Source organism: Spirochaetota bacterium (assembly GCA_004297825.1).
Taxonomy (GTDB): Bacteria; Spirochaetota; UBA4802; order UBA4802; family UBA5368; genus FW300-bin19.
Map to the genome: position 1 here is coordinate 37,383 of SCSX01000084.1, position 21,909 is coordinate 59,291.

A 21,909-nucleotide genomic window follows, 5' to 3' on the forward strand; every position below is an offset into this window, starting at 1 on the left:
GGGGATTAGAGGATACACTATGAGAACGCGATTAATAAATATTTTTGGTTTATTTCTCCTCCTTCCCTTCCTTCTCGCATCCGGCTGCAGCGAGGTGGTGGGCCCGCTCAAGGACTTCACCCCGAACAAGGCGCCATCCATCATCAGCTTCACCGACGACCTCGTTCCCGCGACGCCCATTGTCCCGGGCCTGACCTCCCTCCTCGCGGTGGAGGCGAGCGACCCCGAGGGCGAGGCGCTCCACTTTGAGTACAGCTCCGCCGACGGGAGCTTCTCCGACCAGACGGACACGAAGTCCGGGAGCACGGTTACCTTCCACGCGGGAAGCCATATCATCCCCCTGCAGCCGGTGAGCGTGAAGGTGACGGTCAGTGACGACCGGAAAGGAAAGGCGTCGCAGGAAATTGTCCTGGGGACGACGGCAAGTGGTCCCGCCCTTACCTCGATAGGGGATATCCCCGTCTATACCGCCTCGAGCGGGCAGGTCAACTACACCTTCACCGCCAACACCTCCGGGCTCTACCAAGTGCAGGCCGTAGCCGGCACCGGGGCCGTTGCGCCGGCCTACGACATGGGCCTGGCGAATTACTATTACCACGCCGGCAGCGAGGTCACGGTCAGCGTAGACGGGCCCGACTGGCTCGGCATCGAGGGCGACGTAAGGGTTTCTGTGAGCGCGCAGAGCAGGGTATGGGTGCTGCTCAAGGACTCCATGGATGCCGTGGGAACCGCGTCGTTCATCCTGACGCTCGACGACGGGAAGCCCTCCTCGACGGTGAGCGTGCCGGACGGGACGGAGGCGCTGAGCGCCTTTCAGGTGGCCATAACGGCAAGCGACGCGTTATCCGGCGTGTCGCGGATCAGCTACACGGTGAATGGGGGCGACCCGGACTTTACCGGCACCGGCACGGTGGTGACGGGAGCCTCGGCCGTCGCGACCATAGGGGCAGGAGGCTACGGCACTTACACCTTGAAATATCGCGCTATCGACGCGGTGGGGAACACGGAGGATGTGAAGAGTGTAACCTACACGGTGGTGAGCGGAGACCATACGCCGCCGGTTTCCACCGTGAATCCTGCCAACGGTCAAATATCCAAGAGCTCGTTCACGGCGACCATAAGCGCGACCGACAATCTCGTGGGCGTATCGAGGATCAGCTACGTAGTGAATAGTGCCGCGATCCCGGATTTTTCCGGCAACAACGGGACGATAGTGACGGGAAGCACGGCAAATGTGCCCATTGGCAGCTCCGGCGACGGCACCTACGAGCTCAAATACCGCGCCATCGACAAAGAGGATAACCTGGAGGATGTGAAGACCGCAACCTACATCGTCGACGGCGTCAAACCCTCCACGACCGTGAATCCCGCGAACCTGCACAGGTCGACGACGCAATTCACGGTGGACATAAGCGCATCCGATTCGGTTTCCGGCGTATCGCGGATACGCTACACTCTGGACGGAAGCGATCCTCTGACCTCCGGAACAGCGACGGTCGTGTATGCCGATACGACCCAGGCGGTCATAGGCCCGGCGGAAGGCACCTATGAGCTCAAGTACCAGGCCATCGACAACGCGGAAAACATGGAAGATGTACGGACGGCTAATTACGCAATCGACCAGACGGCGCCGGGCGAGGTGAACCTTTCAGTCGTGAGCGCCGGCGGCGAAAGCATTACGGTGCAGTGGACGCCGCCCGGAGACTCCGACCTGAAAGACTATCTGCTCACCATCGATTCCGAATCCGGCGGCCCAACGGTAGAGGTCGTTACAGTGATGACGTACATCTTCAGCGGCCTCACCAATGGCACGGAGTACACCATCAAGGTGCAGACAAGGGACATCGTGGACAATACCTCGACGGGCGTGAGCATCAAAGTCACCCCGCCCGCTGAGTCCAAGACGGTGTACACAGTCTCGGGCCCTGCCGACCTCATCCAGGTAAGCGAGACTCCAGCCCGGTGGAACGGCTACATCGTGCTTTCGGGCGACATCGATGTGACCGGACAGACATGGACGCCAATTGGTAATTCAACGGTGTGGTTCACCGGTATCTTTGACGGGAACGGCCATGCGGTGACCGGGCTTGAAATGAGCGATAGCACCCATTCGGGGCTTATAGGCTATGCGAACGGCGCGACCATCAGGAATACCGATGTAACGGGCTGCTCCATTCAGAATGCAGATTACTATTCAGGAGCGCTGGTTGGGATAGCCGACTCAACCACCATTTCCGATTGCCATGTAACGGGCATTCTCGATGCCACCGCCACCGCCACGGGAGTGGGAGGGTTCGCCGGATCGTTAATGAGCTCAACGGTCACGGGGTGCACGGCCGACGTGGACGTGACCGACGGAGATTCATCCGTAGGTGGTTTTGCCGGATCCGTGGTTTCATCCACAATAAGCGACTGTATAGTTACAGGAAGCGTGGTTTCGTACGACGGCAACTGTATCGCAGGCGTGGCCGGGTATGTTTCAGGAAGTTCAAGCTTTACAGGCTGCCTGTTTTCGGGAACTGTCGTGGGGGCTAATGTAACTGGGGGAATTCTCGGCCATGGGGAGGGTCTGGTAAGCAGATGCAGATCGACGGGGACGGTAACAAGCAGTGGTGATCATGCCGGGGGTATTGTGGGCGAGACGACTAATATCACAATAACCGAGAGTTGGGCGACCGGGGACGTGCGTGGCACCTATAATTTTGGCGGGCTCGTTGGCTGGATCAGTGTGAGTTCCACATGCGAAATCAGCAATTGCTATGCACGTGGAAATGTTACACACACCGGGAGCGGAGACAACTTTGGCGGACTGTTAGGATACGGCATCGGTTCGGCGCTGACGATCATAAACTGCTATGCCACGGGAGCTGTTACACAATCGGGGACCACTTATGGCGGCTTTGTGGGGTATATCGACGGCCCGACGATTACGAATTGCTTTTATTATCAGCCGCCGAAAAACCCCGCTGTAGGGGATGCGGGGGGTTATTACACGACGCAGGCACTTATGCTGCAGCAGTCCACCTATACCGGATGGGACTTCACGAATACCTGGAACATAGACGGTACCAACGACGGCTTCCCGTATCTGCGGGAGAACCCGCCGTTGCCGTAACGGGAAGATGACCCGACGGGAATGCGGGGATATAAATCAAGGAACGAGGCGCCGTCCGGATGCGGGCGATATCAGACCTCAGAGCCTTAAAGGAGAACCGATGAGCACCTTTAAATACAATGCGATCAACCCATTCATCGCAATCCTTGCGGGAGCGTTTCTGCTGGGCGTGCTTTCCTTCACGAGTCGCGCCCTCGCCGAAATCATCTCCCTCCATGACGGGCAGGTGATCAACGGCGAGATCATTCAGCGCGGCGACGGCTACATCACCGTCAAGACGAAATACCAGACGCGGCAGATCAACCTGGGCGAGGTGAAGAGCATAGAGAAGGAGCGCAAGGGATTCGAGCGCGTGTACATCCTCACACGCGAGAACGCGGTCATATCCGGCTACCTCGTGGAGGAGGACGCGCTTCGCGTGGTGTACCGGGAGGGCCAGGACGCGCCGGACAAGACCCTGTCGAAGCTCAACATCGTGAAAATGTCGGGCGAGGAGATCAGTCCCGTGGACCTGGAGTTCCGCTTCATGCCGGGGGCGTTCATCCCGCTGAACACGGGGGGCTCCCATCTGGGTCCCGCGACCTCCTACATGGGGAGCGCCGGCTTTAACGCCTTATTCGTGCCGCGAATGCGCCTGCTCCTGGACGCGGGATACGCTAAGAGCGTGAACGGAGAGCACTCCGAGCGCTATCTCCAGGTGATACCGGTCATCGCGAGCGCGGTCTACCCCTTCCGCGCGACCTCGCGGCTCGAGATCATTCCCCGCCTGGGACTGGGTTTTACGAGGCTGGAATATTATGACGGCGAGAAGGACGAGCTGAGCACCATGGCCATGACCACGGTCGCGGGACTGTCGCTCTCGTTCTCGTTCGTGCCCCGGCGCTTCTACCTGGGCTTGTTCGCCGATTACATGATGCTCTACGATTTTTCGGCCGCGCTCCACGCCGTGGTCGCGGGCGTATTCGCGGGGTTCAGGCTTTAAATATTCGCGGCATCCTGCCGCATCTGGCGCACGCGTTACCGGCATGGGGCGTGCGTTTCGGCCCGTATTTTATAGTCTTGCGGAGAAAGTCGACAGGGCCCGGTACGAATTCGCGCTTTCAAGATGATGATAAAAATTAAACATCTATGTTGACAACATTCCTCCATGAAGTAATCGTAACCCCTTCCCTTTCATAACTTTTATTGCCACCATAAACGATGTAAGAAGGCCCCGCGTTTTTATTCAAGGTTTTGAAGAAATTCAGGCCCTTGAGAAAATCACTCGCGACCGTCATGCCGGATTTTATTTCAATCTGCCCGGTTTCGGATCCCCGATCCATTATAATGTCGACCTCGTTCCCCGTGTTGTCTCTGAAGTAATACAGATTGTCGGTTTTAACCGCGTTATACCTTTTCTTGATAAGCTCGGATACGACAAGGGATTCAAAAATCGCGCCTCGGAGAGGATGATTCATCAAATGATCCGGGTCATTGATGCCAAGGAGATAACAGACAAGACCGGAATCAAGGAAATAAAGTTTTGGTGATTTGATAAGTCTTTTGTTGAAGTTTTTATAGTATGGCCGGAGAAGTTTTAAGATGCCGCTGGCTTCAAGTATGGATACCCAGTTTTTTACCGTAGCGTGGTTTATGCCGCAGTCATTCCCAATAGATGACAAATTCAGAATCTGGCCGCATCTTCCCGCGCAGAGTTTCAAGAATCTGTCGAACACGGAAAGGTCTTTAATGTTAATAATATTTCTCAGATCTCCTTCAATATAGGTATTTACATAAAAGGATAACGCCTCGGTGGGGTTCAGCTTCTGGTCATGAATGCGGGGATAGAAGCCGGTGTAAAGGACCGTATCAATGTCCGGAGTTTTTTTGGGTGCATAAATCTCATCAATAGTGAAGGGAAGAAGGTTTATGAGCGCCGTTCGTCCGGCGAGAGACTGGGTTACTGAACTCAGCAGGTCAAATTGGTGGCTCCCGGTTAGTATGAATCTGCCGTTTCCCTTTTTGCCGTCGACCGCGGTCTGGATATATGAAAGCAGGCCGGGGACACGTTGGACCTCGTCGATCACTACCCCGTTGGGAAATTGTTTCAGAAAACCCCTTGGGTCATTTCTGGCATACTCCCGGTTGTCAATATCCTCCAGAGATATATACTCCCTGTGTTTAAAAAGGGCCCTGCAAAGGGTCGTTTTACCTGATTGCCGTGGACCGGTGATGGTAATTACCGGATACTGATCCGCAAGCTGGAGAACCTTCCCGGATATGGCGCGTTTTATCATTCGAAATTCCCCCGCCGCGTGACTTTACAGATTGTGAATTGTATTCACAATATGTAAAGAACTTTTTCTTCCCCATAGTGCGAATCTTTTGCTTGAGTTTGATTGTATCCTGGGTAAGTATATTCAAGTTTGATTTTTTCGAATAAACCGCCGTCGCGTAAGCATCGAGGAAGCCCATGCCGGTATGTTCATTCAAGAATAAGATCCCCGTGATAGGGAAAGGTACCTGGATCGCGCCCAACGCGTATGTTATCGGCGATGTACGTATCGGCAGGGATTGTTTCATCGGCTTTGGTGCGACCATCCGCGCCGATTTCGGCACCATAATAATTGGAAATGCGAGCGCCGTGGAAGAGGGCGTGGTGATCCACGGCCCGGGGCTTACCGAGATCGGTAACTCGGTCATCCTGGGCCACCTGGCGATGGTGCACGCGTCGATCGTCCGGGACTTCGCCCTCATCGGTATGCAGGCGCTCATCACCGATAATTCCCTCGTGGAGGAGTGGGCCATCGTGGCGGAAAAGTCCCATGTAAGGAAGAAACAGGTGATACCGTCCGGAACCATCTTCGGGGGAATTCCCGCTGAGGAGGTCGGCAAGGTGACACAGCGCCATCGCGATCTGCTGGCCTTGGGCCAGCAGGCCTACAAAGACCTGGCGGCACAATATACGGAGACTTACAGGGAAATTGAGTGGATTCCATCTCCATGAAGCGAATTTAAAAAATGGCGGATTAGACTCATTTCAGCATTCCCAATCGCTATGCACACAAAAATACTGATCATTGCCGATATAGAAGGGAGCTCGGGGTGCCGGGACTATGAATCATCGGCATTCAAAACCAAAAAATGGGCCGGGGCGTGCGTTGAAATGTCAAAGGACGTCAATGCGCTCGTGAAGGCCCTGCTGGACGCGGGCGCGGAACAAATCTTCGTAAAGGACTTCCATAGAACGGGATTCAATCTCTTTCCGGAACTGATAGACCCAAGGGCTCGGATTATACCAGGCTACATAAACGGCATGGTTCCCGGCATTGGCGATCCTCCCGAAGTGACCGGCCTCATGATGACGGGGATGCACGCATCGTCGGGATCGGGCGGATTCCTCGCGCATACCCTGACTTCGAGAATAGAGAGGCTCACGGTAAACGGAACCCCCATGGCCGAGGTGGAGCTTTTTTCATCGGCCCTTGCACCTTTTAACATACGCCCCATATTCTTTTCAGGCTGCCCGGTGGCGTGCGCGGAGGCGCAGCGCGCTATAAAAAACATTACGGTCCACGCCATCGATAAGGCAGGGAACAATAGATTCAATTCGGATGCGTGGAGAACACAACTTGCCGCAAGGGGCGTGGAATCGCTCATGAACGATAAGACCATACCATGCCTGTTGACAGGACCATTCAGCGCAAAGGTTGTAATGCGTGATGGGCCAATGTACGCGAAGAAGCTGGCCGAACGATGGGGATTCAAGTACAAGGGGAATACGGTATTCCTGGAGGAAAAGGAGATTCGGGATCTGTACCACAACCTGATCAGGCTTTGCTACCTGACACCATTCGTTGAAAAGATACTCCCGCTGGGATTACCGCTTTATAATCTATACGGATTATGGGGACGCAAATGGGCTATGAAGCACTCTGATTATCGCCGCCATACATGGATGAGATCTCATTTTTAAAGCGTTCCGTGATATTCTTCCTTTTAATCTTCAACGTCGGCGTGATCTCTCCCTCTTCCTGCAAGAATTCCCGCGGAAGGACGATGAATTTTTTAATGCTTTCATATTTCGCAAGATTTTCATTTATCCGATCAATCCCTTTCTGGACCGCCCGCAGTATATCATGCGATAGGATCAAATTCTCAAATCTTTCGCCCGGGATATTGTGCCGCTTCGCATAGTCTTTCGTGTCCGCCATGTCGAGCGTGATAAGCGCGGTAAGATAATTTTTTCTGTCCCCGTAAACCATCGCATTGGAAACCATGGGAATTTTTTTGAGCATATTCTCGATGTTCTGGGGAGATATCTTTTTCCCTCCCGATGTTACAATGAGGTCTTTTTTCCTGTCGTTGATCACCAGGAAGCCGTCAGCGTCCCAGTATCCTATGTCGCCGGTATAACACCAGCCGCCCTGTAGTATCTCTTTCGTGAGGGAAGGCTTGTTGCAGTACCCGAGGAAGTTGTTGCCGTGTATTAATATCTCGCCGTCATCGGCGATTTTAACCTCGAAACCGGGCATGGGCATCCCCACCGTGCCGTAACGGCATTTTTCGAATGTGGTCATCGTTCCTCCAAGGGTCTCCGTGAGGCCGTAAAACTCGATCACCTGTATTCCAATGCTGTGAATAAATTCTCCCACCGCAGCCGAGAGCGGAGCTCCCGCCGATACGGCAAACCGGAGCTGCCCGCCCAGCAGGTCCCGTATCTTTTTGAAAACGAGCAGATCGGCCAGCGAAAATGCAAGACTCAATAGTATGGAAACATGTCCCTTTGAGTTCATCCCCCTGCTTCTCATCGTTCCGATCGTCACCGCGAAGGAGAATATCATCCGCTTCAACGGGGATCCCTGTTTCACGTTGTTCAGTATCCTGCCGTGGACCTTTTCAAATATGCGGGGCACGCTGGTAAAATATGTGGGGCGGACTTCCATCATATTTTTTGCCAAAGTATCAATCGATTCGGCGACGGCAAACGGGACGTTTTTGAAAATATTGTAGTAGTAGCCGGATATCCTCGGATAGAAATGCGAGAGGGGGAGCACCATCAGGGACAGGTTCGACTCCGGATCAATGCGGATCAGGTCATCGATCGATTTCAGGACATAGACGGTATTCCCGTGACTCACCATGCACCCCTTCGGGGGGCCGGTAGTTCCGGAGGTATAGACGATAGTCGCCATTTTCGATGGATCGATCGATCGGGCGATTTTTTCAATTCTGCCGCCAAGAGCATTGAAACTTTTTCTGCCGATTTCAAGAAGGTCGGAGTATGAAATGACATTTTTCTGTTTAGGCCGCTTTCCGTGTATGAGGATGATCTTTTTCAAACCGAGCCCTTTCCCTTTTGACAGGACCTTGGCGAGCTGCAGCTCATCTTCCACCACGACATACTTTGATCCTGAATCCCTAATGATATAGGCGCATTGATCGGGGGTATTCGTGTGATATACCGGCACGTCGGCTCCACCCATCATCATGCATCCCAGGTCGGCGATGATCCATTCATAGCGGTTTGACGAGAGTATCGCCATCCTGTCGGCGGTCTTCATGCCCAGCTTTGCAAGGCCGCATGCAAAGGCCATCGTCGTCTCCCTCAATTCCTTCCAGGTTACGTCGCTATAGTCAGCCCCTTTATTCTTTTTAAACTTGAGGATAGTCGTATGAGGATATGCCAGAGCGTTATCCAGAAATATGTCGATGATTGTATCTCCGCCCATAGTCTGCCCCCGAATATTTTATGATATGGTCTACTTCTTCTGTAACAGCATTTCCATGAAGGCATCCGCCCTCGTCTGGAACTGCGCCATGGAAAAATTTCTCTCGTCCATATGATCGCCGTCTATCACGAGTGACGGTATCCCGAGATCCTTTTCAAGGGCCCTCTTGATATCCATCTGGCCCAGGGTGATGGGATGGCATGATTTATTGCTGTGCAGTATTGCCCCGTCGATGTGATATTCCCTGCATGCCTTAAGCACCATCTCCTTTCGTTTTTTGATGGAGACGCAGGAGACCATTGGGTACGACATCAGGCTCTTCATGGCCAGCGTCTCTATCGGGTTCTTCACATCAAGCCTCAGGGACCATGCCGCCGAATAGGTTTCCGCCACCATGACTCCTCCCATGGTTTCGAAATAATTCAGCAGGCCCATGTTGTACCAGGGAGGAATATTGTCCCAGAAAAGGCGCACTTTTTCGTTTTCGATAACCCCGATTTTCGAAAGGGCCCTCTCCCTCACTTCGTCCCTCACCCTGGTCAGGTAATCCACCGCGGTTTGCGTTCCCTGACGGGTGACCATGACGAACATAATGCCGATCTCGGCCGCCGAAAAAGGCGTGGGGATGCTTTTTCTGTAGGCCATGATCTCATCCCAGAGCGCGCACGCCCGGTCGGAGAGCATGACGACTTCCGCCAGCCTGTCACGATCGAGCGTGCGTCCCGTCGCTTCGGTGAGGAATTCGATGAGCCGGTTTATTTCGCTCACCGCATATCTCAGGTGATCCTCTCTAATATCTTCTACGGCGACTTGAGGAAGATCGGCCCTGAATACTTTTGCATCGGGGAAGCGCTCTTCCATGATGTGGAAAATTTTCATGACGGGGATGCATCCGGCCCCGGGGGAGATTATAAGATCCGGCTCTGGGAGGCCGCCCAGGGGGCCTCCCCCGTTCTTCATCAGGCCGTACACATATCCGTTGATGTTTCGAAGATAGCCGCAGAGGTCCCGCGAATATCCCATCTCCTCGGTGACGCGAAAATTTTCCGGCGTGAGCCCGAAGGCGGCGCAGATGGGAGACCAGTTTTCCGGAAACACCGGCTGGAGGTCCATGGCGTAAAATATCTCAATTCCCCCGTTCATCGGGGGCATCCACCCTACGGGTTTCCCCATGCCCCTGGCCTGGTTGCATTCCTGGTAATACTCGATAATTATCCTGCTGAGCTCCTTTGCGGTAGTGAGTCTTTTCTTGGATTTGCCGGATTTTTCCATTCCGATACCCCGACTAGTTGATAATATGTAACGTGCGTGTGAAGGGCTTGCCGATCATATTTGTCGGCGCCTATTTTAAAATCTCCAAGAAGCTTTCGATTCGGGTCATAAATTGACCGTCTACATCGGGTGACTCCGCGATCTCGATGGCCAGGGACGGAATGCCCTTTGCATTCAGCTCGCGCGCCAGTACGGGGTGGTCCGCAAGATGCGGGGTGCAGAATTTTTGAAAGAGAAACAGTACGCCTTTGGCGCCGGACGCCTGTATAAGATCCGCGAGGTGTGGCAGGCGCTCCAGAACCCTGCTCCTCGAGGGGCAGGGAAACCGGTTCATATATCGATCGATCAGCGCATCGACCGCATCCTTGCCGGAACCCGAGGGCGGGGAAAAATTACGATAACCGGTGCAGAGATCATCAGCGACGATCCTTCCCCCGCGGTCCTCTACTATTTCAAACAACCGGGTATTTTCGATGATGCTGCCGGAAACAAGGATCGGAACACCGTCCGGTTTTCGCGTCGCTGTCGTAGTGAAGGTCGATACAAGGGTTTTAAGCATCGCCAGGTAATCCGCGGGAGGGGTAATGAATCCGGCGAGTACCACGTACAGGAAGTCGCCGGCCGACAAGGGAAGACTCCCGCGATATCTCATCGTATACATGTCGAGCATTGCCTGGCGGATCTCCCCGTATAATTCAAGGGACGATCTCAACTTGCCTTCCTGAAAATCACCCCCGATGGATTCGAGCATTTTCACCAGGTCCATCATGCGGGCGCGCATGAATTCCCCGGAAGCGGCCGATTTATTGTAGGGGAGCGGCATTGAGTAGAAGAGTTTCCCCCCGATATTCTCTTCCCAGATGTTCACGATGCCGCAGGCGGCGTCGCAGGTGTATCCCTGGATGATGCCGGAAAGGAAATTATATTCTCCGCCAAGGCCCTTTTCAAGCGCGCCTCTCACGTAGGGACAGATAAAGCTTGGCACGAGGGAATAGGCTTTATCCGTCTGCCGTGAGCTGCCGGTCAATCGTACCGGGACGATTCCCATGGAGTGGATCAGCTCAAGGGGCGTATAGGTGCAGAAATATCCGATAATCGCCTTGCCGCGCGAGGCAATTTCAGTCAGATACGCTTGTTCGTTTCGAACAATTTCAACGAAGGGCTCGACCATTTTAGATCTCATGATAATTTTCCATATTGTAGTTCAACTGTCAGGCATAGCTTGCAAAATATTAAAGGCCTGTAACAACATCGAGCGACAGCCGCATATCATGCGGAACCGGCCATGATCTTTCTAAGGTCCTTCTTTAAAATCTTGCCGACAGTGCTCAAGGGGAGCTGGTCCAGGAACTCAATCCGTTTGGGAATTTTATAGGGGGCCAGTTTCGATTCTAAGAATGAAATAATATCGGCCCTCATTGTATCGTTCCCTTCGCGATCCGGTTTCAGAACAATCGCCGAGGCGACGATCTCGGAGCCGGGCCTCCTGGGATCGGGAAGGCCCACCGTTGCCGCCATGGCAATATCGGTATGCTCAAGAAGGACTTCATCCACCACGCGCGTAAACACCTTGAATCCCGAAACGTTCACCATGTCCTTTATCCTGTCGACGATATACAGGTATCCCTCTTCGTCCATCGTACCGACATCGCCCGTACGGAACCAGCCGTTATTCAAAGCATTGGCCGTCTCCTCCGATTGCCTATGGTATCCGGTGAATATCTGCGGGCCTTTCACCACCACCTCTCCCGGTTCGCCTGCGGGCATGAGCGCGCCCGTTTCCGGATCCAGGATTTTTATTTCCGTATCCGATATCGGAACCCCTACCGATCCGACTTTCCTCTTGCCTTTTACCGGGGGTGCCGCCACGCATGTGGTAGTTTCGGTCAGGCCGTAGGTTTCAATTATGGTTCCACCGACGAGCTTTTCAAACTGCTTGATGGTCTCGGCCGGGAAGGGCGCGGATCCGCTCAGGTAATAGTTCACGTTCGACAGGTCGAGGGAGCAGAATTCCTTGTATTTCATGAGTTCGATGTATATCGTCGGTACCGCTATTATCGAAGTGGGCTTGTGCTTTTTTATCAGGGAGATCGTGAATTTCATATCCCGTGGGTTTGGAATAAGTATATATGAGCTCCCAATGGAAAAATGACCCATTGAGATGAAGCATCCGGCCATGTGAAACATGGGGTAGGGACAGAGTGTCGTCTCGTTCCATTTGTTGAAATTGTACCAGGCGTTATTCTGAATCATATGATTAACGAGGTTGCTCTGAGACAGCAGCGCTCCCTTGGGCTTGCCGGTAGTTCCGCCCGTATAGACCATGATGCAGGGACTTTGCGGATCGACCTTCACCAGTATTGAATCCCCCGACATGCCTTTCAGCATTTCCTGGAATCGTACTACCTTGATAACGGGTAATGGATGTATTTTCCCCGTGGGTATCTTTTTTAGGAGAAGGCCGGGTATTTTTTTCATCACGGGCATATAATCGGCTATGGAGGTTACGAGTGCCCACCGAACACCTGTATTTTGCAGCGTTGCCTTGAATTTATCGAACAGCAGGTCGATCGTTACCACAAACCTCGTCCCTGAATCGTTCAACTGATATTCGAACTCCTCGGCGGTAAGAAGGGGGCTGAGTCCCTGATATACACAGCCGGCTTTTTGAATTCCGATAAGGCTGATAAAGCAGGCAGGAATATTGGGAAGGTTAACCGCGACGAAATCGCCCGGCGTGCATCCGTTCCTGACCAGGAAATGCGCAAACCTATTTGAAAGTTCATCCAGTTCCCGGTAGGTTATTCCTTTCCCCATGTAATAAAGGGCTACTCGATCGGGTACCTTGCTGAATGCCTCGCGGAGATATTCGGCGTAGCTGATTTTTGGATAATCAAGTTCGGGCGCTACATCGGGATCATAATGCCGTAACCATGGTTTTGCCGAATAAAAATCATCCATTGGGACCCCCTTTTTCCTGGTGAACATTGATTACCTTATATCTGTCATATGTCGACAATTATATATATATTAGTATTTGTCAAGTTATAAATATTTCCGAAATTAAGGCCTGTCTTTCCGGGAACAGGAAGCCGGTAAAATTTTCTTGATTATTTGTTCGTAAAGCACAGCAAATGCATTTTTCGGAGAAACACTGGTATGAACTTTACCCTATCGGAAAACCTTTCCAGCCAGATAACGCACTACCTCACTGAAAGAATAATCAGCGGAGATCTCAGGCCGGGCGAACGCATCCAGGAAATACCCCTGGCGGCGGAGCTCGGCGTCAGCCGCGCGCCGATTCGCGAAGCCCTTCAGATACTGCGCAGGAACAGACTGGTCGAGCTAACCCCCCGGCACGGCGCACGCGTCACGCCCCTTTCGCGGGAGTACGTAGAATGGCTCTACGAGATCCTGGTCGAGCTGTACTCAATCGTCGTCCGCCAGCTCATAACCAGGCCCGATAAAGAGCGATTGTCCAGGTTCGAGGTCGCACTTGAAAAGATAGAGGCCATGTCCCGGGAGGGAGAGGAGCGGGCCTATTATAACGCCCGGATGGAGTATGCGCTGATAGGGCTCGAGGGGAGCAGCAACCTGTTGCTGAAGGAGACGATGTACGATTTTATTCCCAGCGTCATGAGGGTACAGCATCTCGCCCTGACGAAACGCCTGGGCAACATAAAAATGACAATGCAGTACCTGAAGACCTTCAACGACGCCATGAAAACGGGGGAGGTCGACCGGGGCGTGACGGCAATACGCGACTTGCTTCAATGCGACAAGGAATTCGCCATCAGGGCGATAGGGGAAGAGCAGCAGTGATCGTCGGATCGCCCGTGCGTCAAGGTCTCTGCTTACTTTGACCGGCGCACTATCCTTACAACTACACTGAAGACTGTCCTCCAGGGAAGGCTGGGAAAACCTCCCCCATTATACTATTTGACATATCCGATTTCCCGTGCATAAGGAATGCTCCGGTCCGTTTTTCCACGACGGATTATTCCTGAAAATTCCATGCGGCAACTGGATGAGGTCCCTTCATGAAAAAAGTCACCTTCGCCGACAGGCTCAGATACGCCTTTGACAATACGCTCGCCAAGGGCACTCCCGCCCTCATCGCCTGGCTTTTCGCCGTCTCGCTCCTCATGATATTATTCTTTTCTATACTGGTATGGATTGCCGGGGCCCTTCCCGACGAAGCGGAAGGAAATTTCTTTCAACTGGTCTGGATGAGCCTGATGCGGTCGATCGACTCCGGCACCATGGGGGGAGACAAGGGTCTGTACAGCATTTTCATGCTGGGACTCACCTTCGGGGGGATATTCATCGTCAGCACGCTCATCGGCGTGATAAATTCCGGCATCGAGCGGAGGATCGAGCAGCTTCGCAAGGGGCGGTCGATGGTGGTGGAGAAAAACCATACGGTCATCCTGGGATGGTCGGAGCATATTTACTCGATAATATCGGAACTTGTGATCGCGAATAAAAATCAGCGCTACTCGTGCATCGTCATAATGGGAGACATGGACAAGGTCGAGATGGATGAGGCGGTGCGCAGCCACGCGGGCCCCACCGGACGGACCAGGATCGTATGCAGGACCGGGAGCCCCAGCGATATAAACGACCTTGAGATCGCGGGCGTCGATATGGCCAGGTCCATCATCGTGGTATCGCCCCGCGATGAAGACCCGGACGCCGAGGTCTTAAAAACGCTGCTTGCCCTGACCAACAACCCGAAGCGAAAAAGGGAGCCGTACCATATCGTCGCCGAGATACGCGATCCCAAAAACATGGACATCGCTGCCATAGTCGGGAAGGACGAGGTCGAGCTTGTGCTGGTGGGCGATCTCATCGCGCGCATCATCGCCCAGACCAGCCGGCAGGCCGGGCTTTCTGTCGTCTACACCGAGCTTCTCGATTTCGGCGGCGACGAAATTTATTTCAAAGAGGAGCCGTCACTGGCCGGAAAGACATTCCGCGAAGCGTTGTTCATGTACGAGGATTCGGCGGTCATCGGGATCGCGCCGCGCGGCGGGAAATCCCATCTCAATCCGCCCATGGGCAGGATCATTGCCGAAGGCGACAGGCTGATCGTCATCTCGGAAGACGACGATACTATCAAGCCTTCCGAGATGAAGGAATTCAACATTGCCGGGGACATGATAAGCCCGGGATCGGTTTCGATAAGCGAGCCGGAATCACTGCTCATCATGGGGTGGAACTGGCGTGCACCCATCATCATTAAAGAACTCGACAACTACGTGGCCCAGGGATCCTCGGTGACGGTCGTTGCCGATATCGCTCCCGAAGAGAAGGAGTCCATCGCAAAGCGACTTGCGGGATTTAACAAGAAGCAGACTATTAAGCTCATGGCGGCAGATACCACGGACCGGTCGGTACTCAACAGGCTGAATGTCCAAACATACAGCCATATAATAATTCTCTGCTACTCCGATACGCTTTCAATGCAGCAGGCGGATGCGCGGACCTTGAAGACCCTGCTGCACCTTCGCGACATATCCGAAAAAACGGGGAACGAACTGTCGGTGATAAGCGAGATGATGGATGTGAAGAACAGGGACCTGGCGCAGGTGGCCAGGGTAAACGATTTTATCGTCAGTGACAAGCTAATCAGCCTTCTTATGGCGCAGGTCTCCGAAAACAAGCAGCTCAACGGCGTCTTCATCGACCTCTTCGATCCGGAGGGGTCGGAGCTTTACCTTAAGCCGGTCGCAGACTACATCGTTCCCGGCTCCGAGGTCAATTTTTACACGATACTCGAAGCAGCCGCGCGGCGGAACGAGATCGCCATCGGGTACAAGATCGCGGCCGACGCCTACCGGGAGGAGCTTTCCTTTGGCGTGGTGGTGAATCCGGACAAATCTAAAAAAGTATCCTTTGCGTCAGGGGACATGGTTATCCTTCTCGCCGAATCTTAGCAGTCCGCTCACGTCGCTGAAGGCCGGACTTTCTTTCGCGGCGTCCTTGGGGAAGTGCTCATTGTAATCGAAGGCGATGTTTCCTTCGATCTAAATCTCCAGCGCCTTTCCGCGGAATTCCCCGGGGACCTGCGCAACCAGTGGGCGCTTCCCGCTCCCCGGGAAATGGACCACTTAAAAATTAAATTGACATTTCAGGCGCCGCTTCATGCATGTGAGTAAAATCATGTGGAAAATATGAAGGCATTATTCAGAAACCATAATTGCGGTTCCGCGAAGCGCATTCCCAACACGCTCGCCTGGATGGCCGTTACCGTGATGCTCGTGCACGCGGCGCTGTTTATCCTGTCCGTGACGGCGCTCACGGTGGTCGCGTCGCAGTCGGCGAGCAGGTTCGCGGGTCTCGCGCTTGAGCATCACAAGACGTTCCTCTTCTGGACGAATATCGACCTCCTTCGCGGATACGCGCTGGTCTCCCTGGGGTACGTGCTCCTGGGTTATCCCGTCGTACGGCTCTGGATGGGCAGCCGGGAATGCGTGACCCGCTGGGCTATAAGCTGGCGCACCCTGGCACTCACCGGCGTGATCATGGCCTATTGCGTGCTGCGCCTCGTGCACGCGCGCCCGTACTTCCTGAACGCCGCAAGCTATGATCACTGGTATTTCAAGCTCCTCTCCGGACTTCCCGAAGGGGTACGGCCCCACGTATTTTTCGCGCTCTTCACCGCGCTTCCCGTGGCGGCGGGATTCTCGGCGGCGGTATATTACGGGACGGTCCTCATCCGGCGCCTCCTGCCGGCATGGCGGCCCGGGCGCGCGGCGGGCGTTTCCACGGCGGCCGGGGCGCTGATACTCTCCGTATGGGTGGCGGCGCCCCTCGTAAGGGGAGACGAGCCGGTCGCGCTCGGCCGGCAGGGACCGCCCAACGTGCTCATGCTGGTTTCTGATTCCCTGCGCGGGGACCGTCTTTCGTGCAACGGGTATTATCGGCCCACCACGCCGCACATAGACGAGCTTGCCGCAAAATCGGTGAACTTCCAGCGCATGATGACCCCGGTCGCTTCCACGCTCGAATCCATGACCACGATCATGACTGGGCAGTACCCGCACACGCACGGGTTCCGTCACATGTACCCCTCCCGGGAGCGCGTGGACGCGACGCTCGCGCAGTCGCCCACGCTCGCCGGCGCGCTCGCCGCGCGCGGATACGAGACCGCCGCGATGGGGGACTGGTGCGCGGGGATTTTCAACGTGGTGCCGCTCGGGTTCCGGGAGGTGCAGGCGAGCGATTTCGACGACTTCAAGCTCTACATGGCCCAGGCGGTTTACATCGCGCACTTCATAATTCCTCTCTATTTCGACAACGAGCTGGGCTACCGCATGTTTCCCCGGCTCCAGTCTTTCGCCACGTACGTCACGCCGGACGTGGTCACGGACCGCCTCGTGGAAAGGCTCGATCGCGCGGCGCGCGGCGGCGATCCGTTCTTCATTACGGCCTTCTACTCGTGCACGCACATTCCGTATTACTGCCCGCCGCCCTATCACGAGCTGTACGCCGATCCCGCATATAATGGAAGGAACAAGTTCAAGATGGACTTCAACGTGGACTCGTTCATTCGCGGCGCGGGAATCGAGAAGGAGTTCGCCGGCATGCCCCCGCACGAGGTGCGCCAGATACGCGATCTCTACGACGGCGCCGTGAATTTTTTCGACAGCCAGGTGGGACGCGTGCTCGCGGGCCTGGAGCGCGCCGGCCTCGCGGAAAACACCATCGTGATCGTGACCTCCGATCACGGGGACGACCTGTTCGAGCCCAACACGAGCTTCAGCCACGGGCTCTCGTTCAACGGTGGCGACCAGACGAACCGCATCCCGTTCGTCATGTACGTGCCCGGCGGACGGTTCGCGCCCGCGAAGGTGGCGCAGCTGACCCGCACGATCGATATCGCGCCCACGGTGCTCGAGGTACTCGATGTCCCGCGCGCGCCGGGGATGGAGGGGACGAGCCTTCTTCCCTACCTCGAAGGAACGAGCACGGACCTCTCGCTCGCGTTCTTCGGCGAGACGAGCTACCTGTTTTTCAGGCGGCAGGTCCCCGGAGAGGAGCCGCTCTGGATCGCGCCCCTCGAGGAAACGACGGCGATCGATCCGGATTTCGATTTCCATTTCGTGCTCCAGAAAAAATACGAGGCCGACGTGCTGCGCACCAAGGAGCGTTGCATCAGCACGCGGGACTGGAAACTCGTTCACACGCCGGGAGTTCACAGGGACATATGGCGCCTCTTCCACCTGCCCACCGATCCCCACTGCGAGCGCGATGTGAAGCGCGCCTACCCGCGGGTATGGAGGGCGATGCAGGCGAAGCTTCGCATGTGGGCGGACGAGCGGCGCGAGAGCCGCGTGTGCGAGATTTTCCCTTCCGATGACGGGGGCGCACCGTGGGAAGGCAAGGAACAGGAAACGCCGGAAGGCAAAGGCGGTAGGATCGCATCGGTGGAGGACGCGTTCCTGGATCGCTGATGCGGCTTCGCCTGTGCGCGCACAAAGCGGCTGCGCGGAAACTTCACCTCATGACACGCGCTTCCCGCGAAGCACGGAGATTCGAACGGGCAGGGAGCGCGAAACCCGGTCCGTGGGCGTATCGGCCCCCATGCCGAAACGCCGTGCGTATTCGATCCGTCTATAAAGCGCGTACATGATCCCAACCAAGAACCATCGCTTCATCCGGACGGGATGGTCCGATTCGCATTGCATAAAGACCACACTGTATTCCGTTAACCGGACACAAACCCCGCGGGAGTGCCCCGGAGGCCCCTGAAAACAATCGCGCGCGCAACTAAATCATTGACAGAATGCGCGCCGTGATTTTGAATTCTTGAAACTTGAACGAGGGGACACGCATGAAAATAGAAAACGCCGTTGCAATCGTAACCGGAGGCGCGTCGGGGCTGGGCGAGGCCGCGCTGCGGGGCATACTCGCGCGCGGGGGCAAAGCCGCGATCCTGGATATCGCCGACGACAAGGGCGCGCGCCTGGTGGCGGAGCTCGGGGCCTCCGTGATCTACTGCCGTACGGACGTCGCGAACGAAGACGACGTGGCGAAGGCGGTGGCCGCAACGGCCGCGAAGTTTGGAACCGTGAACGTCGCGGTGAACGCGGCGGGAATCGCGCCGTCCGCGCGCACGGTCGGGAAGAAGGGCCCGGCCGGTCTGGCCGATTTCGAGCGGGTCGTACGCGTGAACCTTACGGGAACCTTCAACGTAATACGGCTCGCGGCGGCCAGGATGATCGAAAACGCCCCGGACGCGGACGGCGAGCGCGGCGTGATCGTGAACACGGCCTCGATCGCGGCCTTCGAGGGGCAGATAGGGCAGGCGGCGTACGCGGCCTCGAAGGCGGGCGTGGTGGGCATGACGCTCCCCGTTGCGCGCGATCTCGCGGGCTACGGGATACGCAACGTGACGATCGCCCCGGGCATTTTCGATACGCCCATGATGGCGACGATCGCGCCCGATATCCGGGAAGCACTGGGCAAGAGCGTCCCGTTTCCGCAGCGCCTGGGGAGGCCGGACGAGTTCGGCGCCATGGTTGTGCATGTAATAGAAAACAGCATGCTGAACGGGGAAACGATACGACTGGACGGCGCCATGCGCATGGCGGCGAAGTAGGAGACAAGGAGACCAACATGAAAGAAGTGGTAATCGTAAGCGCATGCAGGACGGCGCTGGGGTCATATAACGGGTCGCTTGCCGGGATCGGCGGGACGAAGCTGGGCGCGATCGTGATCGAAGAGGCGGTGAAGCGCGCGGGGATAAAAAAGGAGCACGTGAACGAGGCCATCATGGGCATGGTGCTTCCCTGCGGCTACGGCCAGAACCCGGCGAAGCAGGCGGTCGTGCAGGCCGGCATGCCCTGGGAGGTCGAGGCGATCACGGTGAACAAGGTATGCGGGTCCGGCCTCAAGGCCGTGATGCTGGGTGCGCAGGCCATCCAGGCCGGGGACGCGGACGTCGTCGTCGCCGGGGGCATGGAAAACATGAGCATGGCCCCGTACTACCTCGAGAAGGCGCGCTTTGGCTACCGCATGGGGAACGAGAAGATCAGGGACCACATGGTTCACGACGGCCTGTGGGACGTGGTGAACGATTTCCACATGGGCGGCTCCAACGAGCTTTGCGCGGAGCGCTACAAGGTGAGCCGCGAGGACCAGGACCGGTTCGCGGCCGAATCCTACCGCAAGGCTCTTGAAGCAATCAAGGCCGGCCGATTCAAGGACGAGATTGTTCCGGTCACCGTAAAGGGGAGAAAGGGCGACGTGATTTTCGACACGGACGAGTGCCCCGTACCCACGGACTACGAGACGCTGGCTAGAATGAAGCCCGCCTTCAAGGAAGGGGGGACCGGCACCGCCGGGAACGCGTCCATTATCAGCGACGGTGGCGCGGCGGTCGTGCTCATGTCGCGCGAGAAGGCGAAGGAGCTCGGCTGCACGGTACGCGCGACGGTGTGCGCGCAGGCGTCCTATGGGATCGACATGAAGTACGTGCTGGTCGCCCCCATCTGGGCGATCCCGAAGTGCCTCAAGAAAGAAGGCATCTCGAAAGACGATGTGGATCTCTGGGAAGTGAACGAGGCGTTCAGCGGATCGAGCGTCGCCGTCATCAGGGAACTGGGCCTGGACCAGTCGAAGATCAACGTGAACGGCGGGGCAGTCGCGCTGGGACATCCCATAGGCGCAAGCGGCTGCCGCGTGCTTGTGACCCTCATCCACGAACTGGAGAAGCGCGACAAGCACACGGGCCTCGCGACGCTCTGCCTGGGCGGAGGAGAGGCGGTGGCGCTGATTGTGAGACGCTAACTAGAAAGACGTGTAAGAATTGGAGATGGGGAGAGGGATGAGATCGGGGGGATGTCAAGAATTTGATAATTTGGTAATTAAAATCAGCCCCCGGAGCAATTCCGAGGGCTTTTATTAATTTAAGCACCAGCGCTCTGCCGCGGCCTTTCGCGGTTTCTGCCGGTCGAATATTCTCTTACAAGAATGTCCGCCGGAATGGCGAATTTTTCGACCAGAGCCCTGATCATCGTGATCGAGAGCGGGCGTTTTTTGGTCATCACGTCATGAACGCGGTTGCGCGGGCCTATCACGCCCTCGAGGTCTTTATTGGTAAGACCGTTCTGTTCCAAATAAAACTTGATGGCGCTGATGGGATCCGGCGTTTCAATCGGGAAATGCTCGCTTTCATATTCCCCGATTAACAGCGCCAGGATTTTTAATTCATCGGATTCCGGCGTCCCCTTCTTCGCATCCATGAGGCTGCCAAGGCGCTCCAGGGCGGCTGCGTAATCGCGTTTATTGTGTATTGCTGTTATATTCATGGCTAAATCTCCTCGGCGTTAATCTTGTCGTACTCGGTATGAGTTCCTAAAAACCTTATCCAAACTATCCTATGCTCGTAATTAACCTTTATGACGAGTCGGTAGTTACCTCCACAGATATCAAACACCGCTCTGTTCCCCGACAGGATGCACGCCTTTGTAAATTGCTTCTTGATATCCTTTGGGCTCTTCCAGTCGGCCCGTTTCGCGAACCCAACCCATGCGCGTAACGGCTCTTCGGTCTCTTTGTGATTCGTCCAGTATTTGCGAAGCGTACCTGCGCTGATTATTCTCATCACTTACAAGTACGTGTTTCAGACGCTAAATGTCAAACCAAAAGTTACCATAATGGTAACATTGTAATGCATGGTTTTAACCCCCCCTCCCCCGCTCCTTACACATTTATCTCCCACCATTGCCCCTGGAAATTTTTCCCCGGGGTTGACCGTTCCACCGGATTTCCGTACTTTTTTTAACTGTGCAAGGGGAGGGG

The 21,909-nt window shown here is 55.4% G+C and carries 16 protein-coding genes; 9 read left to right on the plus strand and 7 right to left on the minus strand.

The window, feature by feature from the left end; genetic code table 11:
- Positions 1-19 precede the first annotated feature (19 nt).
- Positions 20-3,115, plus strand: coding sequence for a hypothetical protein (locus EPN93_18610; protein TAL31036.1), 3,096 nt, complete (start codon positions 20-22; stop codon positions 3,113-3,115).
- A gap of 100 nt (positions 3,116-3,215) precedes the next feature.
- Positions 3,216-4,097, plus strand: a complete 882-nt coding sequence (locus EPN93_18615; protein TAL31037.1) for a hypothetical protein — start codon at positions 3,216-3,218, stop codon at positions 4,095-4,097.
- Between the two features lie 136 nt (positions 4,098-4,233).
- Here EPN93_18615 and EPN93_18620 read toward each other — a convergent pair whose 3' ends face one another.
- On the minus strand, positions 4,234-5,391 hold the full coding sequence (locus tag EPN93_18620; GenBank protein TAL31038.1) for an ATP-binding protein: 1,158 nt from the start codon (positions 5,389-5,391) through the stop codon (positions 4,234-4,236).
- A gap of 176 nt (positions 5,392-5,567) precedes the next feature.
- On the opposite strand from EPN93_18620, the gene EPN93_18625 reads away from it, so the two are divergent.
- Both EPN93_18625 and EPN93_18630 read left to right on the plus strand, forming a co-directional pair.
- A complete protein-coding gene (locus EPN93_18625) occupies positions 5,568-6,101 on the plus strand; it encodes a gamma carbonic anhydrase family protein (GenBank protein TAL31039.1) in 534 nt (177 codons plus the stop codon).
- Between the two features lie 51 nt (positions 6,102-6,152).
- Complete coding sequence (locus EPN93_18630) at positions 6,153-7,070, plus strand: hypothetical protein (GenBank protein ID TAL31040.1); 918 nt, start codon at positions 6,153-6,155, stop codon at positions 7,068-7,070.
- Here EPN93_18630 and EPN93_18635 read toward each other — a convergent pair.
- From EPN93_18635 to EPN93_18650, 4 genes are all read right to left on the minus strand, one after another.
- Complete coding sequence (locus EPN93_18635) at positions 7,018-8,826, minus strand: long-chain fatty acid--CoA ligase (GenBank protein TAL31041.1); 1,809 nt, start codon at positions 8,824-8,826, stop codon at positions 7,018-7,020. The genes EPN93_18630 and EPN93_18635 overlap by 53 nt on opposite strands.
- 30 nt (positions 8,827-8,856) lie before the next feature.
- Positions 8,857-10,098 (minus strand): 2-hydroxyacyl-CoA dehydratase, encoded by a 1,242-nt coding sequence (locus EPN93_18640; GenBank protein TAL31042.1) that lies wholly within the window; start codon positions 10,096-10,098, stop codon positions 8,857-8,859.
- A 70-nt stretch (positions 10,099-10,168) separates the two neighbouring features.
- Positions 10,169-11,281: a 2-hydroxyacyl-CoA dehydratase gene (locus tag EPN93_18645; protein ID TAL31043.1), complete on the minus strand. Its 1,113-nt coding sequence runs from the start codon at positions 11,279-11,281 to the stop codon at positions 10,169-10,171.
- A gap of 86 nt (positions 11,282-11,367) precedes the next feature.
- On the minus strand, positions 11,368-13,086 hold the full coding sequence (locus EPN93_18650) for an AMP-dependent synthetase (GenBank protein TAL31044.1): 1,719 nt from the start codon (positions 13,084-13,086) through the stop codon (positions 11,368-11,370).
- A 171-nt stretch (positions 13,087-13,257) separates the two neighbouring features.
- Between EPN93_18650 and EPN93_18655 the strand changes: the two genes are divergently transcribed.
- From EPN93_18655 to EPN93_18675, 5 genes are all read left to right on the plus strand, one after another.
- Positions 13,258-13,920, plus strand: coding sequence for a GntR family transcriptional regulator (locus tag EPN93_18655; GenBank protein TAL31045.1), 663 nt, complete (start codon positions 13,258-13,260; stop codon positions 13,918-13,920).
- A gap of 218 nt (positions 13,921-14,138) precedes the next feature.
- Positions 14,139-16,037, plus strand: a complete 1,899-nt coding sequence (locus EPN93_18660; GenBank protein ID TAL31046.1) for a potassium transporter TrkA — start codon at positions 14,139-14,141, stop codon at positions 16,035-16,037.
- Between the two features lie 237 nt (positions 16,038-16,274).
- Entirely contained in the window at positions 16,275-18,557 is a 2,283-nt protein-coding gene (locus EPN93_18665; protein ID TAL31047.1) for a hypothetical protein, read from the plus strand.
- 380 nt (positions 18,558-18,937) lie between these two features.
- Entirely contained in the window at positions 18,938-19,705 is a 768-nt protein-coding gene (locus EPN93_18670) for an SDR family NAD(P)-dependent oxidoreductase (GenBank protein TAL31048.1), read from the plus strand.
- Between the two features lie 17 nt (positions 19,706-19,722).
- Entirely contained in the window at positions 19,723-20,895 is a 1,173-nt protein-coding gene (locus EPN93_18675) for an acetyl-CoA C-acetyltransferase (GenBank protein TAL31049.1), read from the plus strand.
- A 119-nt stretch (positions 20,896-21,014) separates the two neighbouring features.
- Here the strand turns inward: EPN93_18675 and EPN93_18680 are convergent, their stop codons facing one another.
- The gene (locus EPN93_18680) at positions 21,015-21,416 is read right to left on the minus strand and encodes a transcriptional regulator (GenBank protein ID TAL31050.1); all 402 of its coding nucleotides are present in this window, start codon (positions 21,414-21,416) and stop codon (positions 21,015-21,017) included.
- Between the two features lie 2 nt (positions 21,417-21,418).
- On the minus strand, positions 21,419-21,712 hold the full coding sequence (locus tag EPN93_18685) for a type II toxin-antitoxin system HigB family toxin (GenBank protein ID TAL31051.1): 294 nt from the start codon (positions 21,710-21,712) through the stop codon (positions 21,419-21,421).
- Positions 21,713-21,909 lie beyond the last annotated feature (197 nt).

Coding starts and splice junctions, on each gene's coding strand:
- EPN93_18635 (TAL31041.1), bottom strand. CDS start 8,826: ATGGGCGGAGATACAATCATCGACATATTTCTGGATAACGCTCTGGCA.
- EPN93_18655 (TAL31045.1), top strand. CDS start 13,258: ATGAACTTTACCCTATCGGAAAACCTTTCCAGCCAGATAACGCACTAC.
- EPN93_18645 (TAL31043.1), bottom strand. CDS start 11,281: ATGAGATCTAAAATGGTCGAGCCCTTCGTTGAAATTGTTCGAAACGAA.
- EPN93_18675 (TAL31049.1), top strand. CDS start 19,723: ATGAAAGAAGTGGTAATCGTAAGCGCATGCAGGACGGCGCTGGGGTCA.
- EPN93_18640 (TAL31042.1), bottom strand. CDS start 10,098: ATGGAAAAATCCGGCAAATCCAAGAAAAGACTCACTACCGCAAAGGAG.
- EPN93_18665 (TAL31047.1), top strand. CDS start 16,275: ATGAAGGCATTATTCAGAAACCATAATTGCGGTTCCGCGAAGCGCATT.
- EPN93_18630 (TAL31040.1), top strand. CDS start 6,153: ATGCACACAAAAATACTGATCATTGCCGATATAGAAGGGAGCTCGGGG.
- EPN93_18660 (TAL31046.1), top strand. CDS start 14,139: ATGAAAAAAGTCACCTTCGCCGACAGGCTCAGATACGCCTTTGACAAT.
- EPN93_18650 (TAL31044.1), bottom strand. CDS start 13,086: ATGTTCACCAGGAAAAAGGGGGTCCCAATGGATGATTTTTATTCGGCA.
- EPN93_18620 (TAL31038.1), bottom strand. CDS start 5,391: ATGATAAAACGCGCCATATCCGGGAAGGTTCTCCAGCTTGCGGATCAG.
- EPN93_18670 (TAL31048.1), top strand. CDS start 18,938: ATGAAAATAGAAAACGCCGTTGCAATCGTAACCGGAGGCGCGTCGGGG.
- EPN93_18625 (TAL31039.1), top strand. CDS start 5,568: ATGCCGGTATGTTCATTCAAGAATAAGATCCCCGTGATAGGGAAAGGT.
- EPN93_18680 (TAL31050.1), bottom strand. CDS start 21,416: ATGAATATAACAGCAATACACAATAAACGCGATTACGCAGCCGCCCTG.
- EPN93_18615 (TAL31037.1), top strand. CDS start 3,216: ATGAGCACCTTTAAATACAATGCGATCAACCCATTCATCGCAATCCTT.
- EPN93_18685 (TAL31051.1), bottom strand. CDS start 21,712: ATGAGAATAATCAGCGCAGGTACGCTTCGCAAATACTGGACGAATCAC.
- EPN93_18610 (TAL31036.1), top strand. CDS start 20: ATGAGAACGCGATTAATAAATATTTTTGGTTTATTTCTCCTCCTTCCC.